The following is a 24,121-nucleotide window of genomic DNA, read 5'->3' on the forward strand; positions in this document are numbered from 1 at the left end:
GCTTCTGATCGGATGACGAAAAGGGCGGCTGCAAGGCCGCCCTTTTTCATTCGCAGACCCGGTATCCTCCACGCCGTTTCTTGACGTCGAGGTGTAGATGGTTGGCATGGGCGGCGTTGCTGCCCGGCCCAAGGACCGTGGCAAAATCCATGCAGGCCACCCAGCGCACGGCCGCCAAAAAGGCTTGCGATGCGCTGCCCTCGTCCGTCGCCGCGACCGGCAGCACGGCCTTGTCGTCAAAGGTAAAGCTGGCGATGTCGATGGCGTTGCCGAGCGCATGTTCTGACAGACCGCTGGTCGTGGCCCCGACCGTTCCTCGGCATTCATAAGTCGAGCCGAGGGCCATGGAGGTCACCTGCGGCGCCCCCGGCAGGCGGCGCGCGGCCGGCTGGACGAAATCGCGCATCCACCACGCCAACGCCCGGGCCGTATCGCAGCGCATCAGAGGTCCGCCCTCCAGCGTGACGCCGGGAAGGATTTCGGTCACCTGCAATGGCCGGTCGATGCCGCAGTCACGCTGCTCGCCGGTGACCGGTGGCGCTTCGGTATAAACGGTTCCCAGACCAGCGAGCGCCAGTTGGCACGCGGAATAGGCGAAATCATCCTCGCGCAACAGGCTGTGAGCCGGCGGTCCAGCGGGTTCGGCGGGCGGTATCAGACGACCGACCGAGCCAGGGCGACTGGTGGCGGGCTGGCCGGCCTCGGCGTCCGCACCTGGGGTCTTCTTCGCGGCAGGCACGGGTTTCTCCGGCGGGGCGGCCGCATTTTCGGTTGCGGTCAGATCGGCAGCGTCGGGACTCTCTGGCTTAGCGGGGGGCGGCTGCACGGCGGTGACAGGGGTCGCTGGAGGACGATCCTGGGCAACGGCGGACGCCGCGCCGAGGATCAGCGCCGCCGCCGCGCAAACGGCCCTCACCGGGCGGGATCCGTCGTCGAGGGCGTTGGCTGCACCGGCTGGACCGGCGCATCGCCTCCGCTGGCCGCATCGATTGCCGCCGCGAGCGGGTCGGCGGACAGGGCACCCGGCGTCGCCGGCGCCGGTGGCGCCAGGGTCCCAGCCGGCGCCGTCGGCGTGGAGGGCGCCGGCGCCGCCGTCGCCGGGGCTGTCGCGGCCGGCGCAGTCGTGGCCGGCTCGGTCGTGGCCGGCTCGGTCACCGCAGCCGCATTTGCCGCGGCGGCGGCGGGCGGCGGCGGCACAACCTTGTCCGTCACGTCAGCGATGGTCTGCCCCGGCTCGAGGAACTCGACCATGGTCGTTCCGGCCTTGACCATGTGCGACAGCTCCTCGGCGTCCCAGTTGGTCAGGCGCACGCATCCATGGCTCTCGTTCCGGAACAGGCGCGAGGGGGTCGAGGTGCCGTGGATGCCGTAGGTCGGCTTGTCGAGATCGATCCAAACCGACCCCACCGGCCCGTTCGGCCCCGGCGGAATGGTCAGCACCTTGTCGTTCTTGCCCTGCTTGAAATTGACGTTGGGGTTATAGGTGTAGTTGGGATTCGTCGCCACGCCCTCGACAAAGTGCTTGCCCGAGGGCGAGGGCGTGTCGGTCGAGCCGACTGTCGCCGGAAAATCGACCACCAGCTTGCCGCCAGCATCATAGGCGGCAACCCGGCCGCTTGCCTTGTCGACGATGATCCGCGTCACCTTGGCCTTGATCGGCTTGGCCGGCGTGACGACCGTGATCGTGGCGCCCGGCTTCAAATCGACGCCGGGGTTCAGGAAGGCGATGAACTTGTCGTCCATGTGAAAGCGCTCGCCCAGCTTTTCCGCGACGCTGGTGTATCCCAGCCGCTCCATCTTGGCCTTTTCGGCGTAGTCGGTGGGAATGCTTTCGACCAGGTCCGCAGCGTCAGCATCCGTGATCGTGTAGGTCTGAGTCAGCGGGCCGACGGACATGAACTGCTGCAATTGCGCCCAGACCTCGGGGTCCATGACGCCATCGGTCGGCAGGCCCAGCTTGCGCTCGAACGCCTTGATAGCGCTGGTGCTCATGCCGCCTTTGAAGCCGTCCACCACCCCCGGCGAGATCCCGGCGCGGTCCAGCAGCACCTGCACCTTGGCGGTAATGGGCGAGCGCCCGTCGGGCAGATCGCCCCCGGTATAGGGCGCGGCCTCGATGTCGCTGCCGAGGAAGGGGGTGTTTGGCTGAACGACTCGCGCCGGTGCGGCCGGGGTTGCGGCGCTGTCGCCGGCTGCCGCGACGCTCGCGGCCAGCGCCGCCGCCGCCGGGCGCGGGATCGGCGCCCGGTGCACCGGGGCCGCCGTGCCAGCTGTTGCCGGCCTGCCCGAAGCGGGCGCCTGCGCCGCGGCCGGGGTTACGGCGCCGAAGGAGAGTGCTGCGCTGGCCATCAGCAGGGCAAGGCGGGATAGCGGTTGGCAGGCAGGCATGGTGTCTCCATTCGGAATTCTGGCAGGCGTCGGTCAGCGAAATGCTGCCGCTAACGTGCCGAACGTCGCACCCCGCCGCAACGTCCGATCACACCACCCCACGGGGTTGTGCAAGGTTGCGCGGAGCGCCAACAGGACACGTGACAGGAAGGGCCGGCAGATGAGCGATGCGACCTGCGAGATACGCGACGAGGGTGACCGGTTGGTCGTGACCAACATCAACCCGGCGCGCCGCAACGCCCTGAGCCAAGGCTTTTACGACGGCCTGACCGAGGCGCTGCGGACCGCGGCCAGCAGCCCCCGCATCGGCGCAGTGGTCATCACTGGGGCCGAGGGGTTTTTCTGCGCCGGCGGCGATCTGGGCTTTCTGGTCCAGGCCCAGGACATGGTGCTGGCTGAGCGGCGGGCCCGCATCGACGCGCTGCATCACGTGATTCGCGCCATCCACGCCTGCCCCCGCCCGGTCATCGCGGCGGTCGAGGGCGGCGCGGCCGGGGCGGGCCTCTCGCTGGCATTGGCCTGTGACCTGGTGGTCGCGGCCCGCGATGCCCGCTTTACCGCAGCCTATGTGAACGCCGGCCTGGTCCCCGATGGCGGCCTAACCGCCGCGCTGTCGGCCGCGCTGCCGCCCCAACTCGTGGCCGAGATCTGCCTGATGGGCCGTCCCGTCTCCGCAGAGCGCCTCTTTGCCGCGGGCGCGATCAACCTGCTGACCGAACCCGGCAGCGCCTTGGCCGAGGCCGAGTTGATGGCAAGTCAGCTAGCCACCGGGCCCGCCGCGGCACAGGCAGCGATCAAGGGCCTGATCGGCTCGGCGCAAGCCAGCCTGCGCGCCACGCAGTTCGAGGCCGAGGCCGATGCGATGGGCGCCGCCCTCGGCCAACCCGAGGCCGCGGAGGGGATCGCCGCCTTCCTCGGAAAACGCAGCCCCGATTTCGCGCGCCTGCGCCGCTGACCGATCCTTCGGCGCGCCGCCGTCGGGGCGGTGGCGCGCGTCCCTGAACGCTGTTGCAACCCACCCATGCGCGTGGCGCGCTTGACTTCTGGCTGCACGGTCGGCTTGCGTCGCCGGAATATTCGCGCGAGGTCCAGATGTCCGTTACTGCCGCCCCTCAAGCCCGCGGTGCTGCAACCGCATGGTTCGTTCTGGTGGCGATCAGCATCTGCCACATGCTCAACGACATCATGCAGTCGATGCTGCAGGCGATCTATCCGCTGCTGAGCGCCGAGTTCAGCCTGACCTATGCGCAGATCGGATTGCTGACCTTTGCGTTTCAGGTCACCGCGTCGCTGCTGCAGCCAGTGATCGGCGGCTATACCGACCGCAACCCGATGCCGCGCTCGCTGCCCTGGGGCATGGCGAGCAGCCTGGTCGGGGTGCTGATGCTGGCCTTTGCGCCCAGCTATCATGTGCTGTTTGCCGGCGCGATGCTGATCGGCATCGGCTCCGCCGTGTTCCACCCGGAATCGAGCCGCGTCGCGCGCCTCGCCTCGGGCGGGCGCTATGGCACCGCGCAATCGCTGTTCCAGCTCGGCGGCAACTTCGGCCAGTCCATGGGACCGCTGCTCGCGGCTTTCATCGTGGTGCCGCTCGGGCGGCCTTGGGTTTCGGTGTTCGCCATTGGCGCCGCGATTGGCATGACGCTGCTGTGGCGCGTCGGTTCGTGGGCGGAAACGCGGCGCCGGGCGGCGGCCGCGCGGACCGTTCAGGCACCGCCCCTGCCCCGCGGCAAGGTCATGACCGCACTGATCGTCCTGGCGCTGCTGACCTTTACCAAGAACATCTACACCGCATCGCTTTCCAGCTATTACACGTTCTTCCTGATCGACAAATTCCAGCTGACCGCACAGCAGTCGCAGTTGATGCTGTTCCTGTTCCTGGGGGCGATGGCGGCGGGCGTGATGCTGGGCGGCATGCTGGGCGACCGGGTCGGCCCGCGCACGGTGATCTGGATCTCGATCCTCGGGGTGCTGCCCTTCACGCTGGCGCTGCCGCATGTGGGGCTGCAGGCGACGGCCCTGCTGACCATCGCCATCGGCGTGATCCTCGCCTCGGCCTTCCCTGCCATCGTAGTTTTCGCGCAAGAGCTGGTGCCAGGCCGCACCGGCCTGATCGCCGGCATCTTCTTCGGATTTGCCTTTGGCATGGGCGGGATCGCGGCGGCGCTGCTGGGTGTCCTGGCGGACGCGCGCGGGATCCAGTTCGTCTATCTAGTCTGTTCGTTCCTGCCGCTCATGGGTCTGCTGACGATCTTTCTGCCGCGCCAGCGGGACCTCGTGCCCGCCTGAGGGGGATTGCCCGCGTCAGCCGTTGGCGCGCAGCACCCGCCCGGCGAGGTATAGCGAGCCGCAGATCAGCAGCCGCGCACCGGGATGGGCCTGCGCGAGGCTGCTGACCGCCTCGGCCACATCGGCGGCGATTCGGGCGGACAACCCAACTTCGGCAGCGGCAGCAGCGGTCGCCTCGGCCGGCAGGGTGTTGGGCTCGCCGGGGATGGCAACGGCGGTCAGGCTTTTCGCGACGGCGGCGAGCGGGCGCATGTAGCCGGTCACGTCCTTGGTGTTCAGCATCCCGCAGATCAGATGCGTGGGCCGCGCCGGCATCGCCGCCAGCGTCGCCGCAATCGCCGCGCCGCCCGCCGGATTGTGGCCGCCGTCCAGCCACAATTCGCATGTGCCCGCAGCTTCGACCAGCGGGCCGTGGGTCAGGCGTTGCATCCGTGCCGGCCATTCGGCCCCGGTCACCGCCGCGCGCGCCTCGGCCGCGCCAAACCCGAGGGCCCGCAGGCTGGCGATGGCAGTGCCGGCATTGTCGATCTGGTGCGGGCCGGGCAGGCTCGGCCGCGGCAGATCCATCAGCCCGCGCTCGTCCTGATAGATCAGCGCATCGCCCTCGCGCGCGGCAGCCCAATGCTGGCCTGCAATGCTGAGCGGGGCCATCAGCCGCGCCGCCCGCGCCTCGATCACCTCGAGCGCGGCATCCGCCTGCCGGGCGACGACGCAAGGGACCCGGCGCTTGAGGATGCCGGCCTTTTCGCCCGCGATCTCGGGCAGGGTCTCGCCCAGATATTGTGTGTGGTCGATGCTGACCGGGGTGATGACCGTCAGGCGCGGCGTGTCGATGACATTGGTGGCATCCAGCCGCCCGCCAAGCCCAACCTCAAGCAGCGTGAAATCCGCGGGGTTGCGGGAAAATGCCAGGAAGGCGGTGGCGGTCGTGATCTCGAAAAAGGTCATCGGATCGCCGGCATTCGCTGCCTCGACCTCCTCCAGAAGGGCAGCGAGGTCCGGCTCGGGGATCAGGTGGCCCGCGATGCGGATACGTTCATGGAACCGGGCAAGATGAGGCGAGGTATAGGCGTGCACGCGCAGGCCCGCAGCCTCCAGCCCGGCGCGAATCATGGCCTGGGTGCTGCCCTTGCCGTTCGTGCCCGCGATGTGGATCACCGGCGGGATCGCCCGCTCCGGGTGGCCCAGCTTTTCAAGCAAAAGCTGCATCCTGCCAAGGCTGAGGTCGATCACCTTGGGGTGCAGCGACATTAGCCGAGCGAGGATGACGTCGCTTGCGCTGTCATCAGGGGCGGGACCGGCCCCGACCTTCCCCGGCAGCAGCGGTGCGTCGCTCAAGGCCGCGCCCTTCAGGCCGGCTGCGCGGTGCGCGGTGCCTCGGCGGCCGCCTCGGCCTGCGGCTCGGGGTGCACCGGGCTGACCGGCGTTCCCGGTGCGGGCAGGTCGGCCACGACCGGCGCAGGCTGGCGCATCAGCATCCGCAGGATCGAGATCAACTCGCCCCGCAGATCACCGCGCTTGGTCACCCGGTCGAGCATCCCATGCTCAAGCAGGTATTCGGCGCGCTGAAAGCCCTCGGGCAGCTTTTCACGGATGGTCTGTTCGATCACGCGCGGACCGGCAAAGCAGATCAGCGCGTTCGGCTCGGCGATCTGGACATCGCCCAGCATGGCATAGCTCGCTGTCACGCCGCCCGTGGTCGGATGGGTCAGCACGACGATATAGGGCAGCCCGGCTTCCTTGAGCATCTGCACCGCGACCGTGGCGCGCGGCATCTGCATCAGGCTGAGAATGCCTTCCTGCATGCGTGCCCCGCCTGCGGCGCTGAACAGAACCATCGGCCGCTTCAGCCGGACCGCAGTCTGGGCAGCGGCGATGATGGCATTGCCCACCGCCATCCCCATCGAGCCGGCCATGAAGCTGAAATCCTGGGCTGCGGCAACGATCGGGGTGCGCCCGACATTGCCCTCGACCACCAGCATCGCCTCGCGCTCGCCCGTGGCCTTTTGGGCGGCCTTCAGGCGGTCGGGATATTTTTTCTGGTCGCGAAAGCCCAGCGGATCGGTGACCGGCTCGGGCACGCGGATCTCGTTGAAGGCGCCGCCGTCGAACAGGGCGGTAAAGCGCGCGCGGGGCGAGATGGGCAGGTGGTGACCACAATTGGTGCAGACCTGCAGGTTCTCGGCCAATTCACGGTGGAACAGCATGGTCCCGCATTCGGGGCACTTGGTCCACAGGTTCTCGGGCACCTCGCGCCGTGAGAACAGCGAGTTGATCCGGGGGCGAACGTAATTGGTAATCCAGTTCATCGGGCGCCTTGGGCCAGCCGCAGGGTCGCGCCTGAAATAGGCCGGCCGCACCGCGATTGCAATTGCGCCCCGCGCGCCGGCCCGGTTTGATGGCCGGCATGTGGGGTCTGACCGTTGCCGTTTTCCATCTGGGCGCCGCGCTGCTGATCTCGGCCCGCGTGCTGCTGCGCCCGCGCATTTCGCCCTCGGCCCGGCTGGCCTGGATCCTGGTGATCGAGGCGGTGCCCCTGATCGGCATCGTCGCCTATCTGCTGTTCGGCGAGGTGCGCATGCGCCGCGCCGACAAGCAGCGCATGGCCGATGTGCGGGCCGCGCTGACCGGCGTCTGGAAACCCTCGCCTGATGTGGTGACCGCGCCGCCCGATTACGCCCAGCAGGTCATCGCAGCCTGCCGCGCCACCGGGGGAATGCTGCCGGTGTCCGGCAACCGCCTGACCCTGCTGGAGGAGAGCGACGCGGCCATCGACCATCTGGTAGGGGCGATCGATGCCGCGCACAGCAGCGTGCATCTGCTGTTCTACATCTGGTTGCCAGATACCAGCGGCGCCAAGGTGGCCGAAGCCGTGATCCGCGCCCGCGCCCGCGGCCTGACGGTCAGGGTGGTGATCGACGCCCTCGGCTCGCGCCTTCTTGCCCGGTCCGAACTCTGGGAGCGGATGCGCGCGTCCGGGGCCGAATGCGTGCGTGCCTTTCCTTGGGGCAATCCGGTGCTGCGCGCACTGGTCCAGCGACTGGATCTGCGCAATCACCGCAAGATCGTGGTGATCGACAACCGCATCGCCTTTACCGGCAGCCGTAACTGCTCGGACACGGCCTTTGCGATCAAACCCCGCTACGCGCCCTGGATCGACATCCTGATCAGGATCGAAGGTCCGGCCGTGCGCGAACTGCAAGGGGTCTTTCTGCAAGACTGGATGAGCTATACCGGCGAGGACCTGGGCGCGATGCTGGAAATGGTTCCGGCGGTGGCGGACCCCGGTCAGATCGCGCAGGTCATGGCCACGGGGCCCGATCAGAACGGCGCATCGCTGCCCGATTGCATGGCGACGCTGATCTATGCGGCGCGCCGGCGCCTGACCATAACGACGCCCTATTATGTCCCCGATGAGGCGGTCGATGCCGCGATCCGCTCGGCCGCGCGGCGCGGGGTGCACGTCACCCTGGTCTTGCCCGAGCGCAACGACAGCCTGACCGTGGCGGCGGCGAGCGAGGGATATTTTCGCGCCTTACTGCGTGCCGGCGTGCGGATCACCCTGTTTCGCGGCGGCCTGCTGCATGCCAAGATCATCACCGTCGACGGGCAGATGGCGCTGATCGGCTCGGCCAACCTGGATCGCCGCAGCTTTGACCTGAATTACGAGGTCAACCTGCTGGTGGTTGATGATGATTTCACCGCCGAACTGGACGAGCGGCAGGCCAGCTACGTCGCCCGCGCCCGCCGCCTGACCCTGCGCGAGGTCGAGGCTTGGAGCCGCCTGCGCCGCATCCGCAATAACCTGGCCGCCGTCGCAGCGCCCCTGCTTTGAGGTGGGAGCGGGGTCAACTTGCCGACCGGAAGGGCCAAACAGGTTGGGCAGAAAAATCGACATGCGTCGGGCGAACTGGCTGACTTGTCAATCACTTCGCTGGGTGCGACGCCCCTGTTTCAGTCAGCACGCCACCCTGCAGCGCAGGATTTGCAGGGTCCGATCAGGGTTGCATTGCTGGTTCGGAATGTGTCCATGGAGTTGTGTGAACATCGATGGAGGAGAATCCCGATGAACCTATCGCCGCAAACGACCAAGCAGCGATTCGCGATGACACCGCTCGGCCTTGCCGCCGTCCTCATGACTTTTGCCGCAAGCCCGCTGGCCGCGCAGACCGCAGCCCCGGCACCTGCAACCCCGCCTGCGGCCGAGGCCCCCGCGCCCGCCCCGGCAACGACGCCTGCCGCACCGGCCGACGCCCCTGCCCCTGCGACCACCCCCGCTGCCCCTGCCGCGGCCGCCGCGCCGACCACCGAGACCGGCGCCCCGACCGCGGCCTACGAGGCGCAGAAGGTCGTCTATCACGTCAACGGCAAAGGCGGCGAAGAGGGCAAGGCCTATCGCGCCATCCTCGGCAATATCCGCAATCACATCGACGCCGTCGGCGCTGACAAGCTGGACCTGCGCGTCGTGATGCATGGCGACGGGATCGGCATGGTCCAGGACGCGGTTGACGATCAGGCCCTGCAGGGCACGATCATCGATCTGCGCAACAAGGGCGTGCGCTTCCTCGTGTGCAACAACACCCTCGTCGCGCGCAAGATCGACCCGGCCTCCCTGTTTGAGGTCAGCGAGGAGGACGTCGTCCCCTCGGGCGTCGCCGAACTCGGCAAGCTGCAGATGGAAGGCTTTGCCTACATCAAGCCCTGATCCGCTTGCGGAAAAGGAGATAAGGGCCGGGCCCTCGGCACGCACTGTCGCCGACGCCCGCATCCGCTGATCCGGTATCCCCCGGTTCAGTGGGGCCTGACCGCACAAGTCGGGGAACCGCGGCGGCTGGTGCCGGATTGCCTGTAGGCCCGGACATGGCAAGCAGCGCCAAGGAGGCCGCCAGATGACCGACGACGACACCTGCGATCTCGCCAACAAGCACTGTGCCCCCTGCGAGGGCGGCACGCCCGCCCTGTCCCGGCCAGATGCCGAGGCTATGCTGATCAAATTGGACGGCTGGACCCTCTCTGAGGATGGGACGACCATCACCCGGCGCCTGACCTTCAAGGGTTTTGCCAAGGCCCAGCAGACCGCGAATGTCGCCGCATGGGCAGGCGACCGCGAGGGGCACCACCCGGACATCCGCTTTGGGTGGGGCTACTGCGAGGTCAGCTACAGTACCCACGCGATAGGCGGGCTCAGCGAGAACGACTTTATTTGCGCCGCCCGTCTGGACCGGATTCTGGCCTGACAACGGCTCTGGCGCTTGCCCCCCTTGGGCGCGGCCAGTATCCACTGGCCAAGCCAAGAGGGTCAGCCATGCAAAACAGCCGCTTCGACAAGTCCAGACTGCCCAGCCGTCACGTGACAGAAGGGCCGGCTCGCGCCCCGCACCGCAGCTATTTCTACGCCATGGGCGTTACCGACGAGGAAATCCACGCCCCTTGGGTTGGCGTTGCCACCTGCTGGAACGAGGCCGCGCCCTGCAACATCGCCCTGAACCGGCAGGCGCAGTCGGTCAAGCAGGGTGTCAAGAAGGCCGGCGGCTGCCCGCGCGAGTTCACCACCATTACCGTGACCGATGGCATCGCCATGGGCCACGAGGGCATGCGGTCGTCCCTCGCCAGCCGCGATGCGATCGCTGACACGGTCGAGCTGACCATGCGCGGCCACTGCTATGATGCGCTTGTCGGTCTTGCCGGCTGCGACAAGTCGCTGCCCGGAATGATGATGGCGATGCTGCGGCTGAACGTGCCGTCGGTGTTCATCTATGGCGGCTCGATCCTCCCCGGCAAGCTGAACGGCCGCGACGTGGTCGTGCAGGACGTGTTCGAGGCCGTCGGCCAGCACGCCGCCGGCAAGCTGACGGACGCGGAACTGGATATCCTCGAGCGCGTGGCCTGCCCCTCGGCTGGCGCCTGCGGTGGCCAATACACCGCCAACACCATGGCCTGCGTCAGCGAGGCGATCGGCCTTGCGCTGATGAACTCGTCCGGCATGCCCGCGCCGTACGAGAGCCGCGATGCCTACGGCCTGGCGTCGGGCGAGGCGGTCATGACCCTGATCGAACGCAATATCCGTGCCCGCGACGTCGTGACGCGCAAGGCGCTGGAGAATGCGGCGCGCGTCGTCGCTTGCACCGGCGGGTCGACCAACGCAGCCCTGCACCTGCCCGCCATGGCGCATGAGGCAGGCATCGATTTCGACCTGTTCGACGTCTGCGACATCTTCCGCGAGACGCCCTATTTCGTGAACCTGCGGCCAGGCGGCGAATATGTCGCCAAGGACCTTTACGAGGCCGGCGGCGTGCCGGTGGTCATGCGCGAGCTGCAAAAGGCCGGGCTGATCCACGACGATTGCATGACCGCGAGCGGGCGCACCATCGGCGAGGAGTTGGCGCTCGTCACGCGCGAGATCGACGGCAAGGTGATCCATCCCGTCGCGACCCCCCTTAGCGCCACCGGCGGCGTGGTCGGCCTCAAGGGCAATCTCGCCCCCGACGGCGCCGTGGTCAAAGTCGCCGGCATGGCCCCCGAAGAGCAGGTCTTTACCGGCCCTGCCCGCGTCTTTGAATGCGAGGAGGACGCCTTTGCCGCCGTGCAGGTTCGCGGCTATCGCGAGGGTGAGGTCATCGTCATTCGCAACGAGGGTCCTGCGGGTGGCCCCGGCATGCGCGAGATGTTGGCGACCACCGCCGCCCTCTCCGGGCAGGGCATGGGCAAGAAGGTCGCGCTGATCACCGACGGCCGCTTCAGCGGCGCGACACGCGGCTTTTGCGTCGGCCATGTCGGCCCCGAGGCCGCGCATGGCGGCCCGATCGCCCTGCTGCGCGACGGCGATGTCATCACCATCGACGCCATCAAGGGCGAGATCAGTGTCGCGCTGGACGAGGCCGAGCTCGCCGCGCGCAAGGCCGCATGGGCGGGCCCGCGGCCGACCGACTATGCCGCCGGGGCGCTGTGGAAATATGCCCGGCTGGTCGGACCAGCACGGCAGGGCGCCGTGACCCATCCGGGTGCCGAGGCCGAAACCCACGTCTATATGGACCAATGACGTGGCGCGCCGGGGACCTGCAGCCACGCTGGGCAAGTTGCTGGGTCGCGGCGCGGGCGGAGGCGATGCCGGCCACTGGCGCGGCATGCGGACCGCAGCACTGTCCACGGCCGAAATCGACCGGCTGCGGGGCGCTGCGCGCGATCAGCGACGTGCGATCGATGCCTTCCTGGCCTCGACCGAGCGCGCGACCCGCCGCCACAGCGCTCTGCTGGCGGCGATGCCGCTGCCCGCCGGGACCGACTGGCGGTGGCGGCCGCCGCTGCTCAGCACGCCGCTGGACCCGGCAGTCCGCATAGGGCCGCCCAACGGCGAGGGCCTGGGCGACAGTGCGCAATTGTTTCACGATTGCGATCTGCGGGCCATGATCCTGCGTCAGGTACCGAACCTGTCGGCGACCGACCTTGCGCTCTACGGCCTGCGCCTCGAGGTGCTGGGTTTTAGCGGCGGCTTTCTGGCGCTGAGCCTGCCGCTGCCGGCCGAGGCGCTGGACGGCCTCGACCGCGACCACATCATACGTTTGGAAACCGAGATCGAGATCGAGCGCCGGATCGAGGTGTTCGCCCGGTTGAACATCAAGAACGGCCCGAACACCGATCAGCAACAGGCCCACTTGGGCTGGATGCAGGCCGACCGGCGCAACCGGCATGTGTCCGAGTTCGATCTCGCCCCGACCGAGATTAACCCGGAGCGGCTGGAGTCGGCCTGGCTGGACCTGATCTTCGAGGCGCCGGCCATGAACGCGGTCGTGCTGCGCGACCTTGTGCTGTCGCGCCACCGACGGGCACAGGTCTGATGAAAGGACCCAAGGCAATGAGCAGCTTTCGGCATGACGGCCTGCGCGGCGGGGTCTGGCATGGGACGATCGAGGGCGCTACCCGGCCCTCGCCCCTTGCCCTGGTGCATCGGGGCGAGCGGATTGGGCCAGCCACGCTGACTCCGCTTCCGGACGGGGAAGGCTGGCAGATCGCGGCGACGGTGCCGCTGGACCGGCTGACCGACGGCGCAACCACCTTTCTGCTGGTAGAGGACGGCCCCGACGGCCAGCGCGCCGACGCCGCCGCGATCATCGCCCGCCTGCCGCTGATCGCGGGGGCCGAGATTGCCACCGACCTGCAGGCCGAACTGGCCCTGATGCGGGCCGAGATGGACCTGTTACTGCGCGAGTTTCGCCGGCACTCCGCCGAGGCTCTCACGGCGTCGCAGGACTTCGTGCGCAAGGCCGATCTGGCTGTCGTTCTGCCGACCGCTGAGGCGAGTTGCGCCGCGCACGACGAAACGCACAGCCCCCCGGCGGCCGGTCTCGCCCCCGAGGAAGCATTGCACGCCGCCTCGGAGATGGCCGGCGGCACCTCCGAGGAAGCATTGCAGACCGTTGCGCCAGCTACCGCCGTTGAAACCGCGGCGGCAGAAGAAGCGACACGATCCGCGCTGCCTGCCGAAGCCGCCGCCTTCCCCGCGCCAAGTCCCGCCGAACCTGATCCCGCCGCGATCCCTCGTCCGCCGGCCGGTCCACAGATTTAGGGCCAAAGCGATGCGAGCGCCGGTCAGCCCGGCGTCGTCCCGGCCCCGCTGCTGTAGCCGGGTAAAGCAGTGCGTAAAGCGGTCACTCCGTCCCCGGTTGCTGGAAATAGCGATAACGCGCCGCCTCGGTGAATCCCATCGCCGCGTATAGGGCGCAAGCCGCGCTGTTATCGAGGCTGACCGCCAGGGCTAAGGTCCTCGCCCCCTCACCCGCCGCCCAGTGTGCCGCCTTGCGAGCCAGTGCAACCCCAAGGCCGCGCCGCCGAAATGCCGGGGCGACCTCCAATGCATGCAACATCGCCACCTTATCGTGAACCGCGACAAAGCCGGCGCCGGCGGCGCGGTCGTCCTGCCGGCCCAAGAGCGAGGTCTTGGGCTGGGGCGCGCGGTCCATCACCGCCTGTCGCGCCGGGCCGATAGAGCCCTCGGCCCAGATCTGACGCTGCACCGCCAGTGGCGGCCACAGGCAGAACGCGGTCATCTTGCCGACCGGCTGGCTCGCGAGCGCCCCGACCGGCGCGGCCAGGATCGGTGTCGGCCGGATCGGGCGATAGCCGCGGGCGCCCAGCGCCTCGGCCAACGCATCCTCGCCATCGAACACGCGAAACAGCGCCGGTTGGCCCCAGGCGTGGTGCTGTGTCTCGGCGGCAATAATATCGTCGGGCGTCCACGGACCCACCGCGCGGGTCGAGCCGACGCGTCCGCCCGCGCCCATCGCGCGGCCCGTCCGCAGCCCGCCGGCCGCCGCATATTCCGCTGACGGCCAGGTCGCCTCGGATGCGGCAAGGATCGCCGGCACCTGCGGGTCCGGCATCAGCCGGCGACCCCCAACCGCGATTTCAACTCCGCCATGGCGGCGCTGACGCGCGCCGCGTCCACCCCGCGCACCACCAGGTTGGTGCCCCAGCCGTCCTCGTCGTGGAACGGATACGAGCCGAGCGACAGGTCGCTGTATGCCTCGGCCACCTCGCCCAGATCGGCGGCAACGTCACTCTCGCCCCGCCGCATCTCCAGCGTTTCGCTGACCTGCGGCCGTCCCGCCTGAAGGGTCGGCAGCACCGCTTCGACCATCGCGCGGAATACGTTCGGCACGCCCGCCATCACATGGGTCACCCCGATCGAGAACCCTGGCGCTGCCGAGACGCTGTTCACGATCAGCCGCGCCCCCACCGGCACGCGGGCCATGCGCAGGCGGTTGTCGTTCAGTTCGATCCCGAGCGAGGCATAGCGCGCGGCCATCGCCTCGCGGGCGTCTGGGTGGATCTCCAGCACGGTGCCAAAGGCTTCCGCCACGGCGTCTGCGGTGATGTCGTCATGGGTCGGGCCGATCCCGCCCGAGGTAAAGACATGATCCCAGGTCCCGCCCAGAGTGCGATCCATGGCCTGCAATGCGGCCACGATGGTCGCGTGATCGTCAGGGATGACGCGGATCTCGCGCAGGTCGAAACCGGTCGCGGCGAGGACCCCCGCAAGGTAGTGGGCATTGCCCTCGCGCGTGCGGCCAGAAAGGATCTCGTCCCCGATGACAAGGATGCCGGCGCTCGGATTATCGGATAGCATGGGGTGCCTCGATCATGGTCTGCCGCCGATAACTGCACCCCGCCCTGCCCGGGCGCAAGAAGCAGGACTGGAAACGCGCGCCCGGCCGGACTATCTGGGGGCCAGCCCCCTATCACCCGACGCTGCAGCCGCGATGGAACCATGCTGGAAAGCCGATTGACCCGCGACGGAATCCGAATCCACGCCCCCGAGGACTTTGCCGGGATGCGGGCGGCCGGGCATCTGGCCGCCCAGATCCTCGACGAAGTCGGCGCGCTCGTCCGCCCCGGCGTCAGTACGGCCGAGCTGGATGATTTCATCCGCATGCGGGTCGAGGCCTCGGGCGCGACCTCGGCCACCATCGGCTATCGCGGCTATCAGCACGCCAGTTGCATCAGCATCAACCATGTCGTCTGCCACGGCATTCCTGGCCCCAAGGTGCTGATCGAGGGCGACATCCTGAATATCGACGTCACAGTCATCGTTGACGGATGGTTCGGCGACAACAGCCGGATGTATGTGGCAGGCACGGCCCCGCGCAAGGCGACGCGCCTGATCGAGGTAACGCATGACGCGCTGATGCGCGGCATCGCGGCGGTCCGACCGGGCAATACCTTTGGCGATATCGGCCACGCGATCCAGGAATATGCCACCAGCCATCGCATGTCGGTGGTGCGCGATTTCTGCGGCCATGGCCTCGGCCGTGTGTTCCACGCGCCGCCGAACGTGCTGCATTTCGGCCGCCCCGGCCGCGGTGCGGTGCTGGAGGAAGGCATGTTCTTCACCATCGAGCCGATGATCAACCTCGGCCGGCCCGAGACGAAGACCCTCCCGGATGACTGGACCGCGGTCACCCGCGACCGCTCGCTGTCCGCCCAGTACGAGCATTCGATTGGCGTCACGGCGGAGGGTTGCGAGATATTCACCCTCTCGCCTGGCGGCCTCTATGAGGCCGCCTTTCGCTGACATCCCTGCGGCCTGGAGGCGCCGAGCGCCTCACACTTGGCGGATCGTGTCCCCCGGCAGGAAGGTCGGCACCAATTCGATCACACCCCCATCCGGCCTCGGGTCCTTGCCGGCGACGATCCGCGCCGCCCTGCGGCCGATGTCCACCCGCCGCGCATCGGTGGTCGCGAGTCGCCGTGGCAGGCCCTTCAGCATCTCGACCCCATTGAACCCGGCGAGGCCCAGCCGGCCCGGGATGTCGATTCCCTGCTCGAGGCACCACAGCAGCCCACCTGCGCCGATCATGTCGTTGGAATAATACAGGAAATCCAGATCAGGCTTGCGGGTCAGGATGCGCTCAGTCAACTCGCGCCCTTTCACCAGCGACGAGCCGCCCTGATAGAATTCGCGCGCGGCCAAGGGAACGCCAGCCTCTGACAGTCCGGCCTCGAACCCCTCCAGCCGTTTGCGCGCCCGGTGATCCTCGGGCATGTGGGTGCCCAGAAACCCGATCCGGCGGTAACCCGCGTTCAGGATGGTGGCCGCCATCTCGGCCCCCACCCGGCGGTGCGAGATGCCGACTGCGCAATCGACGCTCTCGCCATCGGTATCCATGATCTCGACCACCGGCACCCCGGCCGCCCGCAGCATGGCGCGCGCGGCGCGGCTGTGCTCCAGCCCAGCGAGGATCAGTCCGGCCGGCCGCCAGGACAACATGTCGTACAGCACGGCCTCCTCCCGGGCTGGGGCGTATTGGGTGACGCCCACGACCGGCTGCAGGGGCGTATCGTCGAGTTCGGCCGAAATGCCGCCGAGGACGTCGGGAAAGACCAGATTCGACAGCGACGGGATCATGACCGCGACCAGGTTCACGCGCTGGCTGGCGAGGCCGCCGGCGATCCGATTCGGCACGTATCCAAGGCTGCGCGCCGCGGTCAGGACCTTTTCGCGGGTGGCGGCCGACACATCGCCCCGGTCGCGCAAAACGCGACTCACCGTCATCTCGGACACCCCGGCGGCGGCAGACACGTCGCGCAGCGTCAGCGCGCGGGGACGGGCGGTTCGGATCACGCGGGGTCTCGCATCGGCACAGGGTGAGCGATGCTAGCCCACCGGCTGCCCACGCGGCAAGCGCGCCGAGGGCGCATGTTAGCGGGCAGCAGCGCGCGGCACCCTCGCGCGCCCGGCGCCTGCAGCCCCGCTTGCGCCGCGCCCGGCCAGCAGGCAAAAGAGGCCGTGGCCTCGTGGCTCAACTGGATAGAGCAGCCCCCTCCTAAGGGGCAGGTTGCAGGTTCAAATCCTGCCGGGGCCACCATCACGTCGATCAATTGCGAGAGGTTTCAGGATATGCGGTTTTGCTCGCCTGAACCCGCGTGGCTCGCAGCACTCCCCCTCCCCGCGGCCCCGCAAGGGCGGTTTACGCGTTCAAGCCCTAGCTTTGTCTCGGGAATCCATCGGTTTGTTCAGGCTCGGGGTTTAAAGATGGTCATTCGATCCCGTCAGACCCGGCGCTTCGTACCCGATTTCTCCGGTTTTTTCACATTGTGAAAAGTTGCGCGCGATGACACCGCCGCCCGTCTCCCTCCTGTCCTGGGTCGATCTCTGGCATCTTGTTCAGGACGGCGAGCCGATCACGACGCGCGGCGCCGAGCTTTTACCGGTCCGGTGGCGTGGCGCACCCGCGATGCTCAAGCTGGCGACCGAGGAGGAGGAGAAGCTCGGGGGCGCTCTGCTGGAATGGTGGCAGGGCGTGGGCGCGGCGCGGCTTTTTGCGGCCGAGGGCGATGCCATCCTGATGGAGAGGGCGACGGGCACGCGCTCCCTATCCCACTATGCTCGGAACGGCCGGGACGAGGAGGCCACCGCCATCCTCTGTGATACAGTCGCGTCGCTTCATGCGCCGCGCACCGGGCCGCGTCCCGAGCTGGTACCGCTCGAAATCTGGTTTCGCGAACTGGAGCCGGCGGCGCGCACGCATGGCGGCCTTCTGGCGCGCAGCCACCGCGAGGCGCAGGCGCTGCTGTCAAGCCAGCGCGATATTCGCGTCCTTCACGGCGATATTCACCACGACAATGTCCTCGACTTCGGGGCGCGCGGCTGGTTGGCGATCGATCCGAAGCGTGTCGCCGGCGATCGCGCCTTCGACTACGCCAATATCTTCACCAATCCCGACCTTGACGATCCGTCCATCCCCGTCTCGACCCGGCCGGAACGCTTTGCCAGCCGGCTCGACATTGTCATTGAGCAGTCCGGCCTGGGACGCGAGCGCCTGCTCAGATGGCTCATCGCGTGGTGTGGCCTGTCCGCGGCCTGGTTCATCAGCGATGACGAGAGCCCTGCGCTCGACTTCGCCGTCATGGAGTTTGCCATCGCCGCCCTCGACGGGTGATCCAGCGCAGACCGGCGAAATTGCCCGAGGTTCAGCAGCCGGCCCCTGCCTTTTGTCGGCAGACCCCGTAATACGATCTCGTCGTGGAAGCTGCTCGGCGCGTTGTTGAGTATTTCACTAAGATATAATAACTGCCGGTCGATTGCACTCGAAAAACAGCGAGCCTCGATGCGTTGCCATACTCTTGCCATCTGCGCCCGTTCGATCGCAGCCGCTCTAGCCATTGCCGCGCCCGGGGCCGCGGCTGCCCAAGGCGTCCTGGCTGACACGCTACCGCATGACCTTTCCCCTTGGGGTATGTTCCTGGCAGCGGATGTGGTTGTGAAAGGGGTCATGATCGGCCTCGCCGTCGCCTCGATCGTCACCTGGACGATTGCCCTTTTCAAGCTGTTCGAGGTGATCGGCGCCCAAGGCGCTGCGCGTGCCAGCCAAAAGCGCATCGCCGCGGCTGGTACGCTGGCGGGGGCGGGTCAGGCGGTCGCGGGCCGGCGCGATCCGGTCGCGCGCATGCTGCGCGCCGCAGGGCGCGAGGTGCAGGCCGCCCGTCCAGCGTTGCACGCGACCGGCCTCGCCGGGGTCAAGGAGCGCGTCGCCTCGGCCTTGTCGCGGATCGAGGCCGCAGCGGGCCGTAAACTCGCCGCCGGAACCGGCCTGCTGGCGACGATCGGCGCGACCGCGCCCTTTGTCGGTCTGTTCGGGACGGTCTGGGGCATCATGAACGCTTTCGTCGGCATCTCTCGCGCGCAGACCACCAACCTCGCTGTGGTCGCGCCTGGGATCGCCGAGGCGCTGCTTGCGACGGCGCTGGGCCTCGTCGCCGCGATTCCGGCGGTGGTGATCTACAATTTTTGCGCCCGCGCGACGGCCGCTCACCGGGCCCAGTTGCGCGACAACGCCGCGCTGATCGAGCGGTTGGTCAGCCGCTCGCTCGACCACAGCATCGCCGCCCCGCGCAATGGGGGGCGGTAAGGTGGCCGGCGGGTTGATCGGCCGTGGCGACGACGAGGACGTCCCAGAACTGTCCGAGATCAACGTCACGCCCTTTATCGACGTGATGCTGGTCCTTCTGATCATCTTCATGGTCGCGGCGCCCTTGGCGACGGTTGACGTCAATGTCGACCTGCCGGCCTCGAACGCCGCGTCCGCCCCGCGCCCGGATGCTCCCGTTTATGTCACCGTCCAGCCCGACCTGTCGCTGCTGGTCGGTGATCGGCCGGTCGCGGCCGAGGCGCTCGGGCCGGCACTCGCGGAGGTGACCGGCGGCGATCCCGAGGCGCGGATCTTCCTGCGCGCGGATCGAACGGTCGAATACGGCGCGCTGATGGCGGTCATGAACAGCCTGCGTGACAGCGGCCATCCGCGCATTGCCTTGGTCGGGCTGGAGGCCGCGGCGAGTAACGCGCCATGACCGGCATTGGCGGGCGGTCCCTGGCCTGGCTGGCTGCCGCCGCTGCGGCCCTCGCCGTTCACGCGGGGGCAGCGGCTGCATTGCTGCGCCAGATGCCGCCGCCAGCGGTTCTGGCGGAGCCTGTGGTGGTCGATCTCTTGCCCGCGGACGCCGTGCTGACTTCGACCGCTGCGACAGCTTTCGAGGTCCCGCCAAGCCCACTACCCCCCATCGACTCACCGCCGGAGTTTCCCGAGCCCGAGATAGCGTCGGAGCCTGTCCCCGCACCTTCTTCTGCGCCCGAGCCTGCCCCAGAGCCGGTCGTGCCATCTGAGATCGAGCTGCCACCGCTGCCGAGCTTGCCTGAGCTGGCTGCTGTTGAGGCCCCCTCCGAGCCTGTCGCAGTCCGACCGCTCGCCCGGCCTCGGGATATTCAGGCCGAGCCGATGGTCGAGCCGTCGGTCGAGCCCAAGGCGGAAACGCGGCGCGAGTCGAAACGGCAAGCCGAAAAACCGGCCGAGCGCAGACGCGAGGCGACCAAACCCGCCAAAGCCAAAGCGGCCAATCCCGCTGGCGCATCTGCCTCGGCGGGGGGCCGCGCCGCGGGCCTTCCGGCTGGTCAGGCTGCGGCAAGGTCGCCGCAATCCATTGCCAGCTGGAAAAGGGCAGCCCAGGCTGCAGTTGCCCGCCACATGACGCGCAAGCGCTATGGTCGCAAAGGGGTCGTCGGTGTCGTCATCACCGTCGCCGCCAGCGGTCGGGTTACGGGCGCTTCGCTGGCAGCCAGCAGCGGCGATCCCGTCGTCGATTCGCGCGTGCTCGCCCAGCTTAGAAGTCTTGGCCGCCTGCCCGCGCCTCCCGGTCCCCAGACCTTGAGCGTTCGGTTTCAGTCGAAATAGGCCCACAAAGCGTCCGTCCTCGGCGACTGGAAATGGGGGCACGAGCGGCTTCCCTTGATCCAGCACTAGCCGAGAGACGACGCGCAGGCGGGGCAATGGGCCGCTGGGTTCCAGCCTCAGTCTGGCCACCCATCGTTATCCGGCGCGACCGGAGAGACAAGCGCACCAGTCGCCCACACCAGTGGCTGGAACTCCAATCCGCTCGGCACCCGTCATCCACCGACAGCGGAGGGTGCAGGCGCGCATCTCGCTGGCTATAAGGGCCGGAATTCCAACACAAGATGGCAGCCGTCAACGAGTGAAAGCCCGACCGGCCACCGCGCCGCGTCCCTTACTCGATCCGCGTCACCAGCACCTTGTCGATGCGGCGCCCGTCCATGTCCATCACCTCGATCTGCCACGGGCCGATCTCGGCGGTATCGCCAACCTCGGGCAGGCGGCCCATCCGGTCCAGCACGAGGCCGGCGACGGTCTCGTAATCGCGGGGAGTCTGCAGGGTGATGCGCAGTTGGTCGGCCAACTCATCGGCGGGCATCCAGCCAGCGACCAGCAGGCTGCCATCGGCGCGGGTGGTGACCTTGGGCTCTTCGACCTCGCCATCGGCGAACTCGCCGGTGATCGCCTCGAGCAGGTCCATCGGGGTCACCATCCCCTCGAAATGGCCATATTCGTCATAGACAAACAGCATCCGCGTCGGCGCGGCGCGCAGCCGCTCCAGCACTTCGAGGGCCCCCATGCCCTCGCGGATGACCTCGACCTGCTCCATCGCGGCCACAAGATCGAACGGCGCTCCCGCCTGACGCTGCGCAAGGATCGTCGAGAGCGAAACCACACCCTCGATCTCGCCGCGGGCGTCGGCGACCGGCAGGCGGCTGGTACCGCTGTCGGCAAAGGCCAGCACGGCCTGCTCGAAACTAGCGTCCGACGGCAGCACCGAGACCTCGTGCCGCGGGGTCATGATGCCGCGGGCGGTCCGGTCGGCCACGCGCATGACGGCGGCAATCATCTCGGTTTCGGCCGGCTTCATGACGCCGGCACTCTCGGCCTCCGAGATGATCATCTTCACCTCTTCGTCGCTGACCGAATTCTCGCTGGCCTCGGACAGGCCCAAAAGACGCAGCAGCGACTTGCCCGAATGGTCGAGCAGCCAGACAAGCGGCGAGACAACGACTGCCAGCCGACGCAGCCAGGGGGCAACGCGGGCTGCCACCGTCTCGGGCGCACGCAAGGCAATCTGCTTGGGCACCAGCTCCCCCACGACCAGCGAGAGGTAGGTGATCAGCACGACGACCACGCCCACACCCAAGGGTTGGGCGACGCCCGGCGTCAGGCCCGCGCCGACGAGCGCGTTCGCCAGCCGGTTGCCCAGCGTGGCACCCGACACCGCACCTGCCAGAATGCCGACCAGCGTGATGCCGATCTGGACGCTGGACAGGAATTTGCCCGGATCGTCCGCCAGTTCGATGGCGGTGGCGGCACCGCGGTTGCCGTTGTCCGCCATGACTTTCAGCCGCGCAGTGCGGGCCGACACGACCGCCAGCTCGGACATCGAAAGGACGCCGTTGACCACGGTCAGCAGCAGGACGGCCAGAATTTCGATCAGCATCGCCATGTCTCAGCTGAACGCATGGCTCAGAAGGTAGACTCCGGCCTTGACCGAGGCCCAGACGACCCCGCTGACCACCACCAGCGACAGGGCCCCGACGATTGCCCCCATGATAACCCACAGCCCGTCCCGCTCGAGCAGGCCGAGAGCGAGGACCGAAACCGCGAGGGCGGGCAGCATGTTGCCCAGCGGAATGGGCAGTGCGACGGAAAGGGCGAGGACAAGGCAGAATGCGCCGATGGCCATTTCCGCGGCGGGGCTGACCAGCGGCGACAGGCGCGGGCGCAACATCCGCTCGGCCCGGGCCAGCAGAGGCACGGCGCGATCGACGAGTGCCGAGAAGTCCGACAGGCGCATGGAGCGGGCTGCGACGACCTTGGGCAGCCATGGCTGGCGGCGCAGCATCATCTGCGAGGCTAGGTAGATCATCGGCAGCCCCAGCAGCGCCGAGGTTCCGGGCGGCGTCGGGATGGCATTTGGCGCGGCAAACAGGAACAGCAAAGTGGCGGTAGCGCGGCCGGGCATGGCGGCGACGATATCGCCGATCGACACCCTCTCGAGGCGGCTGTCATCGGCGATCTTGCGCAGAATTTCGGACAGCCGCGCGCGCGGCGCGGGAGGCGCGGGCAGCAGCGGCGGTCGTTGCGGACCCGTTTCGTCCTCGCCCTCGGATGCGCCCGTGGAAGCGGGCGGAGAATCCGCGTTCGAAGCGATGCCCCCCGAGGGAGGCACAGCGGTCAGCGGGCGGGGCCGAGGGTCGGGCGACAGTCTCATCGGAACTCACCTTAGGGCCAGGCGCAGGGCGGCGCAACGCGGCATGATCGGCGCGGACCCACGCGCCGTCCCGCCCGCTCGCCCGGCGGGCCGCGGCTCAGATCGCGCGATCACCCTCGGCGTCGATGACGCGGGTCGGCAGGCCCATCTCGCCCAGCAGTTCCAGGAACGGACGCGCGGGCAGGTCCTCGACATTGGCCATCCGCTTGACGGCCCACGGACCGCGCGCGATCAGGATCGCCGCCGCGACCGGGGGCACGCCAGCGGTGTAGCTGATGCCCTGGCTGCCGACTTCGTTGTAGGCGTCCTTGTGGTCGGCGACGTTGTAGATGAACACTTCGCCCGGCTTGCCGTCGCGCGTCCCCTTGACCAGATCGCCGATGCAGGTCTTGCCGGTATAATCCGGGGCGAGGCTGGCCGGATCGGGCAGAACCGCCTTGACCAGCTTCAGCGGTACGACCTGCTGCCCCTCAGCAGTGGTCACCGGCTGCTCGGACAGCAGACCGAGGTTCTTGAGGACCGTGAACACGTTGATGTAATGCGGCCCGAAACCCATCCAGAAGCGGACATCCGCGTCCTTGTAGCGGGCGCTGAGGCTGTGAACCTCGTCATGACCGGACAGGTAGGCGGTCTGCTTTCCGACCACCGGCAGATCCCATTCGCGGCCGACTTCGAACATCTCGTTCTCGCGCCATTCGCCGCCCTGCCAGGAATAGACCGCGCCGGTGAATTCGCGGAAGTTGATCTCGGGGTCGAAATTGGTGGCGAACCAGCGACCGTGCGATCCGGCATTGATATCGACGATGTCGATGCTGTCGATCTTGTCGAAATACTCGTCCTCGGCGAGGCGCGCATAGGCGTTGACCACGCCCGGGTCGAACCCCGCCCCGAGGATCGCCGTCACCCCAGCTGCCTCGCAGGCCTCGCGGCGCTGCCATTCGTAGTTCGCATACCAGGGGGGGGTCTCGCAGACCTTGCCGGGATCCTCATGGATGGCCGTGTCGATATAGGCGGCGCCGGTGTCGATGCAGCCTTGCAGGACCGTCATGTTGATGAAGGCGCTGCCGACGTTGATGACGATTCCCGCCTCCGTCGCCCGGATCAGTTCGGCCACGGCCGCGCTGTCCATCGCGTCGAGTGCATGGGTCGTGATCACCGCCTCCAGCCCCTTGGCCCGGATGCCCTCGGCAATGGCGTCGGCCTTGGCCCGGGTGCGGCTCGCCATATGCAGTGCGCCGAACTCGGCCGCCCATTGCGCGCATTTGTGCGCCGTCACCTGGGCGACACCGCCGGCACCGATAATCAGGACATTGGGTTTCATCGCTTCGACTGTCTCCGTCAG

General features: G+C 68.2%; 23 protein-coding genes and 1 tRNA gene. 14 read left to right on the forward strand and 10 right to left on the reverse strand.

The genetic code is table 11. From position 1 onward, the window contains the following. Positions 1–46: 46 nt before the first annotated feature. Positions 47–739: an extensin-like domain-containing protein gene (locus DRW48_RS01680; RefSeq protein ID WP_241963331.1), complete on the reverse strand. Its 693-nt coding sequence runs from the start codon at positions 737–739 to the stop codon at positions 47–49. A gap of 173 nt (positions 740–912) precedes the next feature. Further along, positions 913–2,388 carry a L,D-transpeptidase family protein gene (locus DRW48_RS01690; protein ID WP_241963332.1) on the reverse strand — a complete coding sequence of 492 codons (1,476 nt, stop codon included), beginning with the start codon at positions 2,386–2,388 and terminating at the stop codon, positions 913–915. A 160-nt stretch (positions 2,389–2,548) separates the two neighbouring features. Between DRW48_RS01690 and DRW48_RS01695 the strand changes: the two genes are divergently transcribed. Together DRW48_RS01695 and DRW48_RS01700 are read left to right on the forward strand one after the other, a co-directional pair. Further along, positions 2,549–3,343 (forward strand): oxepin-CoA hydrolase, alternative type, encoded by a 795-nt coding sequence (locus tag DRW48_RS01695; protein WP_114074899.1) that lies wholly within the window; start codon positions 2,549–2,551, stop codon positions 3,341–3,343. A 137-nt stretch (positions 3,344–3,480) separates the two neighbouring features. Further along, positions 3,481–4,677 (forward strand): MFS transporter, encoded by a 1,197-nt coding sequence (locus DRW48_RS01700; RefSeq protein WP_114077284.1) that lies wholly within the window; start codon positions 3,481–3,483, stop codon positions 4,675–4,677. Positions 4,678–4,692: 15 nt separating this feature from the next. Here DRW48_RS01700 and DRW48_RS01705 read toward each other — a convergent pair whose 3' ends face one another. After that, a complete protein-coding gene (locus DRW48_RS01705) occupies positions 4,693–5,928 on the reverse strand; it encodes a bifunctional folylpolyglutamate synthase/dihydrofolate synthase (RefSeq protein WP_114074900.1) in 1,236 nt (411 codons plus the stop codon). A 98-nt stretch (positions 5,929–6,026) separates the two neighbouring features. Beyond that, the gene (gene accD, locus DRW48_RS01710) at positions 6,027–6,986 is read right to left on the reverse strand and encodes an acetyl-CoA carboxylase, carboxyltransferase subunit beta (RefSeq protein ID WP_114074901.1); all 960 of its coding nucleotides are present in this window, start codon (positions 6,984–6,986) and stop codon (positions 6,027–6,029) included. A gap of 89 nt (positions 6,987–7,075) precedes the next feature. Here accD and cls point away from each other — a divergent pair, with 89 nt between their 5' ends. The 6 genes from cls to DRW48_RS01740 all read left to right on the forward strand — a co-directional run bounded on the left by cls (position 7,076) and on the right by DRW48_RS01740 (position 13,240). Next, entirely contained in the window at positions 7,076–8,512 is a 1,437-nt protein-coding gene (gene cls / locus DRW48_RS01715) for a cardiolipin synthase (protein WP_241963333.1), read from the forward strand. 231 nt (positions 8,513–8,743) lie between these two features. Further along, complete coding sequence (locus DRW48_RS01720; protein ID WP_114074902.1) at positions 8,744–9,382, forward strand: DsrE family protein; 639 nt, start codon at positions 8,744–8,746, stop codon at positions 9,380–9,382. A 184-nt stretch (positions 9,383–9,566) separates the two neighbouring features. Then, positions 9,567–9,914 (forward strand): 4a-hydroxytetrahydrobiopterin dehydratase, encoded by a 348-nt coding sequence (locus DRW48_RS01725; protein WP_114074903.1) that lies wholly within the window; start codon positions 9,567–9,569, stop codon positions 9,912–9,914. A gap of 68 nt (positions 9,915–9,982) precedes the next feature. Beyond that, a complete protein-coding gene (ilvD, locus tag DRW48_RS01730; RefSeq protein WP_114074904.1) occupies positions 9,983–11,716 on the forward strand; it encodes a dihydroxy-acid dehydratase in 1,734 nt (577 codons plus the stop codon). 1 nt (position 11,717) lies between these two features. After that, a complete protein-coding gene (locus DRW48_RS01735) occupies positions 11,718–12,512 on the forward strand; it encodes a DUF6478 family protein (protein WP_114074905.1) in 795 nt (264 codons plus the stop codon). 17 nt (positions 12,513–12,529) lie between these two features. Next, entirely contained in the window at positions 12,530–13,240 is a 711-nt protein-coding gene (locus tag DRW48_RS01740) for a hypothetical protein (RefSeq protein WP_114074906.1), read from the forward strand. 82 nt (positions 13,241–13,322) lie between these two features. Here the strand turns inward: DRW48_RS01740 and DRW48_RS01745 are convergent, their stop codons facing one another. Further along, complete coding sequence (locus DRW48_RS01745) at positions 13,323–14,054, reverse strand: GNAT family N-acetyltransferase (protein WP_114074907.1); 732 nt, start codon at positions 14,052–14,054, stop codon at positions 13,323–13,325. Further along, positions 14,054–14,800 carry a competence/damage-inducible protein A gene (locus DRW48_RS01750; protein WP_114074908.1) on the reverse strand — a complete coding sequence of 249 codons (747 nt, stop codon included), beginning with the start codon at positions 14,798–14,800 and terminating at the stop codon, positions 14,054–14,056. Before DRW48_RS01750 ends, DRW48_RS01745 begins: the two co-directional genes overlap by 1 nt. 141 nt (positions 14,801–14,941) lie before the next feature. Between DRW48_RS01750 and map the strand changes: the two genes are divergently transcribed. Beyond that, positions 14,942–15,745 (forward strand): type I methionyl aminopeptidase, encoded by an 804-nt coding sequence (gene map, locus DRW48_RS01755; RefSeq protein WP_114074909.1) that lies wholly within the window; start codon positions 14,942–14,944, stop codon positions 15,743–15,745. Between the two features lie 30 nt (positions 15,746–15,775). On the opposite strand, the gene DRW48_RS01760 is transcribed toward map, so the two are convergent. Next, positions 15,776–16,792 (reverse strand): LacI family DNA-binding transcriptional regulator, encoded by a 1,017-nt coding sequence (locus DRW48_RS01760; protein ID WP_114077286.1) that lies wholly within the window; start codon positions 16,790–16,792, stop codon positions 15,776–15,778. Positions 16,793–16,962: 170 nt separating this feature from the next. On the opposite strand from DRW48_RS01760, the gene DRW48_RS01765 reads away from it, so the two are divergent. The 5 genes from DRW48_RS01765 (at position 16,963) to DRW48_RS01785 (ending at position 20,399) form a co-directional block, all read left to right on the forward strand. Then, positions 16,963–17,039, forward strand: a tRNA-Arg gene (locus tag DRW48_RS01765). A 246-nt stretch (positions 17,040–17,285) separates the two neighbouring features. Continuing rightward, a complete protein-coding gene (locus DRW48_RS01770) occupies positions 17,286–18,113 on the forward strand; it encodes an aminoglycoside phosphotransferase family protein (RefSeq protein WP_114074910.1) in 828 nt (275 codons plus the stop codon). Positions 18,114–18,410: 297 nt separating this feature from the next. Continuing rightward, a complete protein-coding gene (gene exbB / locus DRW48_RS01775) occupies positions 18,411–19,082 on the forward strand; it encodes a tonB-system energizer ExbB (protein WP_422385756.1) in 672 nt (223 codons plus the stop codon). A gap of 1 nt (position 19,083) precedes the next feature. Continuing rightward, positions 19,084–19,521 (forward strand): TonB system transport protein ExbD, encoded by a 438-nt coding sequence (exbD, locus tag DRW48_RS01780; protein ID WP_162784658.1) that lies wholly within the window; start codon positions 19,084–19,086, stop codon positions 19,519–19,521. After that, the gene (locus DRW48_RS01785) at positions 19,518–20,399 is read left to right on the forward strand and encodes an energy transducer TonB (RefSeq protein ID WP_114074913.1); all 882 of its coding nucleotides are present in this window, start codon (positions 19,518–19,520) and stop codon (positions 20,397–20,399) included. Before exbD ends, DRW48_RS01785 begins: the two co-directional genes overlap by 4 nt. A 331-nt stretch (positions 20,400–20,730) precedes the next feature. On the opposite strand, the gene DRW48_RS01790 is transcribed toward DRW48_RS01785, so the two are convergent. The 3 genes from DRW48_RS01790 to DRW48_RS01800 form a co-directional block, all read right to left on the reverse strand. Further along, positions 20,731–22,005: a hemolysin family protein gene (locus DRW48_RS01790; protein WP_114077287.1), complete on the reverse strand. Its 1,275-nt coding sequence runs from the start codon at positions 22,003–22,005 to the stop codon at positions 20,731–20,733. Between the two features lie 9 nt (positions 22,006–22,014). Then, entirely contained in the window at positions 22,015–22,779 is a 765-nt protein-coding gene (locus DRW48_RS01795) for an exopolysaccharide biosynthesis protein (protein ID WP_114074914.1), read from the reverse strand. 97 nt (positions 22,780–22,876) lie between these two features. After that, on the reverse strand, positions 22,877–24,100 hold the full coding sequence (locus tag DRW48_RS01800; protein WP_114074915.1) for a saccharopine dehydrogenase family protein: 1,224 nt from the start codon (positions 24,098–24,100) through the stop codon (positions 22,877–22,879). Positions 24,101–24,121: the final 21 nt, after the last annotated feature.

This window comes from Paracoccus suum (assembly GCF_003324675.1).
Taxonomy (GTDB): domain Bacteria; phylum Pseudomonadota; class Alphaproteobacteria; order Rhodobacterales; family Rhodobacteraceae; genus Paracoccus; species Paracoccus suum.